Origin of the sequence: Shigella sp. FC1661, from assembly GCF_001712525.1 — a bacterium.
Classification (GTDB): Bacteria; Pseudomonadota; Gammaproteobacteria; order Enterobacterales; family Enterobacteriaceae; genus Escherichia; species Escherichia coli.
Window position 1 is genome coordinate 1 of record NZ_MDGW01000107.1, and the last position, 7,393, is coordinate 7,393.

Below are 7,393 nucleotides of genomic sequence, written 5' to 3' on the forward strand. Positions count from 1 at the left end.
GCTGGCTGTTTTACGCGTATGACAGGATACGGAGGACGGTTGTGGCGCACGTCTTCGGTGAACGCACTCTGGCCACACTGGAGCGTCTTCTGAGCCTGCTGTCGGCCTTTGAGGTCGTGGTATGGATGACGGATGGCTGGCCGCTGTATGAATCACGCCTGAAGGGAAAGCTGCACGTTATCAGCAAGCGTTACACTCAGCGCATTGAGCGACATAATCTGAATCTGAGACAACATCTGGCAAGGCTGGGACGGAAGTCACTGTCGTTCTCAAAATCGGTGGAGCTGCATGACAAGGTCATCGGGCATTATCTGAACATAAAACACTATCAGTAAGTTGGAGTCATTACCCGAAAAGCAGCTATGGACAGAAACTATCTGGCGTCAGTCCTTGCGGAGAGCGGGCTTTCGTAGTCTTACCCCGACTCTCCCCCAGCCTTAAACACAACCCCCACTCACCGCAACCTAAACTCATCCGCATCCTGCCATGCCGGAAACTTTTCTCTATATTCCCGCAATGCCATCATCGACAGCTCCGCATCAATGCGCGTTGCCTGATGCGCGTCGGCAGTAGCGATAATCTCGCCTTGTGGATTAATCACCCGGCTGTCACCGCGATAATGGCAGCCGTTGCCATCGCTGCCGACGCGATTGCATCCCGCCACATACGCCTGATTCTCAATCGCGCGGGCCGTCAGCAATGCCTGCCAGTGCAGAGAGCGCGGAGCAGGCCAGTTGGCAACGTAGATGGCGAGGTCATAATCGTTGAGATTGCGCGACCACACCGGAAAACGTAAGTCGTAGCACACCAACGGCAAAATACGCCAGCCGCGCCATTCCACAATCACTCGCGCATTGCCCGCTTTATAATGTAGATGCTCATCTGCCATGCGGAACAGATGACGCTTATCATAAAAATGTACCGTGCCGCCCGGCTCAACCAGCAAAAAGCGGTTAACCGAACCAGACTCCGTTTGTAATGCAACACTGCCTGCAATCAGCGCATTGCACTGCTGCGCCTTAGCTGTCATCCAGTTCACTACGTCATCTTGTGCTAGCGACGAAGCTGCCGCTTCCATGGCAAAGCCGCTGGTAAACATCTCCGGTAGAACGATCACATCGCGCCCGGTAATACCTTCCAGTTGACGATCAAAATGACGCAGGTTGGCAGGGCCATCCATCCACACCAGTGGTTGCTGCAAAAGCGTAATCTTCAAACCAGGCACGGTGTACAACTCCTTTATGCGAAGGGTTTTATAACTTTAACACCTTATCAGGCAGTTGCCTTAGCGCAGAATAAATTGATAACAAATGCTGATATTGGAAATATCTGATTTGCAAATTATCGTGTTATCGCTAGGCTTTAGAAGGTTAATAACATGGGCAGGATAAGCTCGGGAGGAATGATGTTTAAGGCAATAACGACAGTCGCCGCTCTGGTCATCGCCACCAGTGCAATGGCGCAGGATGATTTAACCATTAGCAGCCTTGCAAAGGGCGAAACCACCAAAGCTGCATTTAATCAGATGGTACAAGGGCATAAGCTGCCTGCCTGGGTGATGAAAGGCGGTACTTATACTCCCGCACAAACCGTAACGTTGGGAGATGAGACGTATCAGGTGATGAGCGCGTGCAAACCGCATGACTGTGGCTCGCAACGTATCGCTGTGATGTGGTCCGAGAAATCTAATCAGATGACGGGGCTGTTCTCGACTATTGATGAGAAAACGTCGCAAGAGAAACTCACCTGGCTGAATGTGAACGATGCGCTTTCGATTGATGGTAAAACGGTGCTGTTCGCGGCGTTGACCGGCAGCCTGGAAAACCATCCGGATGGCTTTAATTTTAAATAATTAGCGGATAAAGAAACGGAGCCTTTCGGCTCCGTTATTCAATTACGCGGCTTCAACTTTCCGCACTTTCTCCGGCAACTTTACCGGCTTCGTCGCCAGCTCTTCCGGATCAAAGTCATCAACGTTAATACTGCGCAGACGGCTTTCTTCAGCTTTCACCAGAATAGCGGCTTCATCTTTATCAATCAGCCCCTTCGCCAGCGCGTTGTGCGCCAGTTCATCCAGACGGGTAAACGGCAGGTTTTTACCCAGCTCTTTACAGATCCGCTGATGAATTGGGTCGGCGGCAATCACATCCACCAGCGCCTCTTCCAGCAAGCCAACCGGATTATGCTCGCTCGGCATCAGGTACTGACCGCGACCAATGCGGGAACGGGTGGCGTTCGGCACTTGTAAAATCTTCGCCACTTTATGATCCAGCTTGTCAGAAGGTGCCAGATAATGACGTCCGGTCGGGAAGATCACCACATTCAGCAGCCCGGCAACCACGCGGTTCGGGAAGTTTTGCAGTAAATCATCCATCGCCTGTTCAGCCTGATACAGCGCATCTTGTACGCCCCAGTGCACCAGCGGCAGGTCGGCTTCATTACGGCCTTCGTCGTCATAACGCTTCAGCACGGCAGAGGCGAGGTAGAGCTGGCTTAAAATATCCCCCAGACGGGCCGAGATGCGCTCGCGACGTTTCAGGCTGCCGCCCAGCACTGCCATCGAGACATCAGAAAGCAGGGCGAGGTTGGCGCTCAGGCGGTTCAGGTGCTGATAGTAGCGTTTAGTGGCATCGCCGGTTGGCGTGCTGCTGGTTAAACCGCGCGTCAGGCCCAGCCAGAAGCTGCGAACTTTGTTGCTACCGACGTGACCGATATGTTTGAACAACAGTTTATCGAACGCGTTGACGTCATTGTTCTTCGCCGCTTCCATCTCTTCCAGCACGTACGGATGGCAACGAATCGCTCCTTGTCCGAAGATCATCATGCTGCGGGTCAGAATGTTAGCCCCTTCAACGGTGATGGCAATCGGTGCGCCCTGGTAAGCACGCGCCAGGAAGTTGCTTTGCCCGAGCATAATGCCTTTGCCACCAGTGATATCCATCGCATCAATAATCGACTGCTGCCCGCGGTGGGTACAGTGATACTTAACGATAGCCGACAGCACGGCAGGTTTTTCGCCGAGCATAATGCCGTAGGTAATCAGCGATGCCGCAGCATCCATCACGTAGGCATTACCGGCAATACGCGCCAGCGGCTCTTCAATCCCTTCCATCTTACCGATAGAGATTTTGAACTGACGGCGAATGTGAGCATACGCGCCCGTTGCCAGCGCTACCGATTTCACGCCGCCGGTTGAGTTGGAAGGCAGGGTGATGCCGCGGCCTACCGAGAGGCACTCCACCAGCATCCGCCAGCCTTGCCCGGCCATTTTCGGCCCACCGATGATGTAATCGATCGGTACGAAGACATCTTTACCGCGCGTCGGTCCGTTCTGGAACGGTACGTTCAGCGGGAAGTGGCGACGACCAATTTCCACGCCCGGCGTGGTGGTCGGGATCAGCGCACAGGTAATACCTAAATCTTCTGCGCCACCCAGCAGCTTTTCCGGGTCGGAGAGTTTAAACGCCAGCCCAAGCACAGTCGCAATCGGTGCCAGCGTAATATAGCGTTTGTTCCAGGTCAGACGCATCCCCAGCACCTGCTGGCCCTGCCATTCGCCCATGCAGACAATCCCGGTGTCCGGAATCGCGCCCGCATCGGAACCCGCTTCCGGGCTTGTCAGTGCAAAGCAAGGGATCTCCTGACCACGCGCCAGACGCGGCAGATAGTGATCTTTCTGCTCGTCAGTGCCGTAATGTTGCAGCAGCTCGCCCGGGCCTAATGAGTTCGGCACGCCGACGGTAATCGCCAGGATCCCGCTCACGCCGGAGAGTTTTTGCAGCACGCGAGACTGGGCATAAGCTGAGAACTCCAGTCCGCCGTACTCTTTTTTGATAATCATCGCGAAGAAGCGATGCTCTTTAAGGTACGCCCACAACTCCGGCGGCAGATCCGCCAGCTCATGAGTAATCTGGAAATCATTCGCCATCCGGCAGGCTTCTTCTACCGGGCCGTCGAGAAACGCTTGCTCTTCGGCGGTCAGGCGCGGCTGCGGATAGTTATGCAGCTTTTTCCAGTCCGGCTTGCCCTGGAACAAGTCGCCCTCCCACCAGGTGGTGCCCGCATCAATCGCTTCTTTCTCAGTGCGCGACATCGGCGGCATCACCTTACGGAAACCTCGAAATACCGGCGCGGAAATCATCGACTTACGCATAGGCGCAAAGTTAAATGGCACGAGGATAATGGCCAGAGGCACCAGTACCCACGCCGACCACAGACCAGCAACGCCGAGGGCGGCTGTCCAGGCGAGCAAAATCAGACTGCTGATAAATAAGCTCACGCGGTGATAGAACAACGCGCCGAGCAGGACAACCGTAGCGAGAATACTCAAAATCATCATAACGAAAAGCCCCTTACTTGTAGGAGGTCTGACCACTTGTGATGATATGGTTGTAGTGGATGTAAATACATTTAGCAATGTGTTTACAATATAATTACAACAAAGCTCACATTGTTGCTGTTTTTATCCGCACTTCAGGTCAAAAAGTCCTAGTCATAGCACCTGCCCGTACTTCTCGCTTTTGGCGGTATCCGGTACACTGCATTTTGTCTATTACATTTATGCTGAAGGATATCCTCATGTACCAGGATCTTATTCGTAACGAACTGAACGAAGCGGCGGAAACGCTGGCTAACTTTTTAAAAGATGACGCCAATATTCACGCCATTCAGCGCGCGGCGGTCCTGTTAGCAGACAGCTTTAAAGCCGGTGGCAAAGTGCTTTCCTGCGGCAACGGCGGTTCCCATTGCGACGCTATGCACTTTGCCGAAGAGTTGACCGGTCGCTACCGTGAAAACCGTCCGGGCTACCCGGCGATTGCTATTTCTGACGTTAGTCATATTTCCTGCGTCGGTAATGATTTCGGTTTCAATGATATTTTCTCCCGCTACGTTGAAGCGGTAGGTCGCGAAGGCGATGTACTGCTGGGGATCTCCACCTCCGGTAACTCTGCAAACGTGATCAAAGCGATCGCAGCGGCGCGTGAGAAGGGGATGAAAGTGATCACCCTGACCGGTAAAGACGGCGGCAAAATGGCTGGCACGGCGGATATCGAAATTCGCGTACCGCACTTTGGTTATGCCGACCGCATTCAGGAGATTCACATTAAAGTGATCCATATCCTGATCCAGTTAATTGAAAAAGAGATGGTTAAGTAAGTCTGGCGTAGGCCGGATAAGGCGTTTACGCCGCATCCGGCACTTGTGCGCTGATGCCTGATGCGATGCTGACGCGTCTTATCATGCCTACAAATCTGTACGCGAACCGTAGGCCGAATAATTCGTTTACGCCGCATCCGACCTGAAAATTCTTAAATCAATCTTCGCCGGGGGCCATGCGCTCCCGCTGTTGTGGAGGTTACCCATGTGCGAATTGCTCGGGATGAGCGCCAACGTCCCTACCGATATCTGCTTTAGTTTCACCGGACTTGTACAGCGTGGTGGTGGAACCGGGCCACATAAAGATGGCTGGGGCATTACCTTTTACGAAGGTAAAGGCTGTCGCACATTTAAAGATCCACAACCCAGCTTTAATTCCCCCATCGCCAAACTTGTCCAGGACTACCCGATAAAATCCTGTTCGGTGGTGGCTCATATTCGCCAGGCTAATCGGGGCGAGGTGGCGTTGGAAAATACTCACCCATTTACCCGCGAGTTATGGGGGCGTAACTGGACTTATGCCCATAACGGACAACTGACGGGCTACAAATCACTGGAAACCGGCAACTTCCGCCCGGTAGGCGAAACCGACAGCGAAAAAGCCTTCTGCTGGCTGCTGCATAAATTAACGCAGCGTTACCCGCGCACGCCGGGCAACATGGCAGCAGTGTTTAAATATATCGCTTCACTGGCGGACGAACTGCGGCAGAAGGGCGTTTTCAACATGCTGCTTTCGGATGGGCGCTATGTAATGGCGTATTGCTCGACGAATCTGCACTGGATCACCCGCCGCGCACCGTTTGGCGTGGCAACGCTGCTGGATCAGGATGTAGAAATCGACTTCAGCTCGCAGACCACACCGAATGATGTGGTCACGGTGATTGCGACACAGCCGCTGACGGGCAATGAAACCTGGCAAAAGATTATGCCAGGCGAATGGCGCTTATTTTGCCTCGGGGAGCGTGTAGTTTGATGCCAGTTGTGGCTGCACAACTTCGTGGCTTAACGGCTTGCTGACCACGTAACGACCATTGACCACAGAAACGGTCGGTGGCTTACGGGTTTGCTCAAAGTAGTCGTAACCCGGCTTCAGTTGCTCCCAGAAGTCCTTAAAGTTGGAATATTTATGGCGCTTCATATTGGCGTCGGTCATGCGGAACGGGTAAATACTCACTTGCACGCTCGGCTGACCAAACACCAGCGCACCAGTAACGAACTGGAAGATCTCATCAATACCCTGATTGGTCATTGCGTAGCAGCCGATGGAAACACAATCGCCGTGGATCATCAGGTATTTCCCTTCATAACCATGCGCACGGTCATAGGCATTGGGGAAACCAATATTAATCGCTTTGTAGTAACGGCTGTCTGGTTTTAACTGATTACGCTGGACGCTATAAAACCCTTCCGGGCTTTTGAAATCGCCCTGACGCTGTTTTGGCCCTAAGCCGCCGGAATATTTACAGATTTTATAACTGTCGAGCAGCTGATATTGCTCGCCCATTTTGACGTAGAGATCGAGCGTACGTTCTTCCTTGAAGATCTGGATGTAGACAGGGGATCCCATCAACTGCTGCTTATACTCTTTGCTCACTGGCGTGGTCGAGCTACTGCTGCCCAGCAAATCGGCAAACGAAACGCACGGGATCAACAACATCGCAAGAATTAATGCGATTTTACGCATACTGCTTATTCCTTGATAAAACGGTTACACACGCCAGGACGGCAAAATGGATCCCAAATCGGAATAGTCTGGATTTGGAAGGCTCACATTATCACCAAAAGAGTTTTACGCAAGCCTGTCGGCGCAGGGTTTACAAATTTAGCACAGGGGCAGTTTTCAATAGTCCGAAAAGCGCATGTATCATTTATTTCCTAAGATTATGGGTAATGACTCCAACTTACTGATAGTGTTTTATGTTCAGATAATGCCCGATGACCTTGTCATGCAGCTCCACCGATTTTGAGAACGACAGTGACTTCCGTCCCAGCCTTGCCAGATGTTGTCTCAGATTCAGATTATGTCGCTCAATGCGCTGAGTGTAACGCTTGCTGATAACGTGCAGCTTTCCCTTCAGGCGTGATTCATACAGCGGCCAGCCATCCGTCATCCATACCACGACCTCAAAGGCCGACAGCAGGCTCAGAAGACGCTCCAGTGTGGCCAGAGTGCGTTCACCGAAGACGTGCGCCACAACCGTCCTCCGTATCCTGTCATACGCGTAAAACAGCCAGC

6 protein-coding genes and 2 pseudogenes are annotated in these 7,393 nt (G+C 52.7%); 4 read left to right on the plus strand and 4 right to left on the minus strand.

What is annotated here, in order from left to right:
• A pseudogene (locus BFF42_RS07640) lies at window positions 1–335 on the plus strand (IS1-like element IS1X2 family transposase); the annotation flags it as partial.
• Between the two features lie 119 nt (window positions 336–454).
• On the opposite strand, the gene yafV reads toward BFF42_RS07640, so the two are convergent.
• On the minus strand, window positions 455–1,225 hold the full coding sequence (gene yafV / locus BFF42_RS07645) for a 2-oxoglutaramate amidase (protein ID WP_001118027.1): 771 nt from the start codon (window positions 1,223–1,225) through the stop codon (window positions 455–457).
• Between the two features lie 180 nt (window positions 1,226–1,405).
• Here yafV and ivy point away from each other — a divergent pair, with 180 nt between their 5' ends.
• Entirely contained in the window at window positions 1,406–1,852 is a 447-nt protein-coding gene (gene ivy / locus BFF42_RS07650) for an Ivy family C-type lysozyme inhibitor (RefSeq protein ID WP_001308392.1), read from the plus strand.
• 42 nt (window positions 1,853–1,894) lie between these two features.
• On the opposite strand, the gene fadE is transcribed toward ivy, so the two are convergent.
• On the minus strand, window positions 1,895–4,339 hold the full coding sequence (gene fadE, locus BFF42_RS07655) for an acyl-CoA dehydrogenase FadE (protein ID WP_000973080.1): 2,445 nt from the start codon (window positions 4,337–4,339) through the stop codon (window positions 1,895–1,897).
• A 239-nt stretch (window positions 4,340–4,578) separates the two neighbouring features.
• Here fadE and lpcA point away from each other — a divergent pair, with 239 nt between their 5' ends.
• Entirely contained in the window at window positions 4,579–5,157 is a 579-nt protein-coding gene (lpcA, locus tag BFF42_RS07660; protein ID WP_000284050.1) for a D-sedoheptulose 7-phosphate isomerase, read from the plus strand.
• A 205-nt stretch (window positions 5,158–5,362) separates the two neighbouring features.
• Window positions 5,363–6,130, plus strand: a complete 768-nt coding sequence (locus BFF42_RS07665; RefSeq protein ID WP_000333380.1) for a class II glutamine amidotransferase — start codon at window positions 5,363–5,365, stop codon at window positions 6,128–6,130.
• Here the strand turns inward: BFF42_RS07665 and dpaA are convergent.
• Both dpaA and BFF42_RS07675 read right to left on the minus strand, forming a co-directional pair.
• The gene (gene dpaA, locus BFF42_RS07670) at window positions 6,101–6,841 is read right to left on the minus strand and encodes a peptidoglycan meso-diaminopimelic acid protein amidase (protein WP_039058971.1); all 741 of its coding nucleotides are present in this window, start codon (window positions 6,839–6,841) and stop codon (window positions 6,101–6,103) included. The two genes, BFF42_RS07665 and dpaA, sit on opposite strands and share 30 nt — an antisense overlap.
• A 217-nt stretch (window positions 6,842–7,058) precedes the next feature.
• A pseudogene (locus tag BFF42_RS07675) lies at window positions 7,059–7,393 on the minus strand (IS1-like element IS1X2 family transposase); the annotation flags it as partial.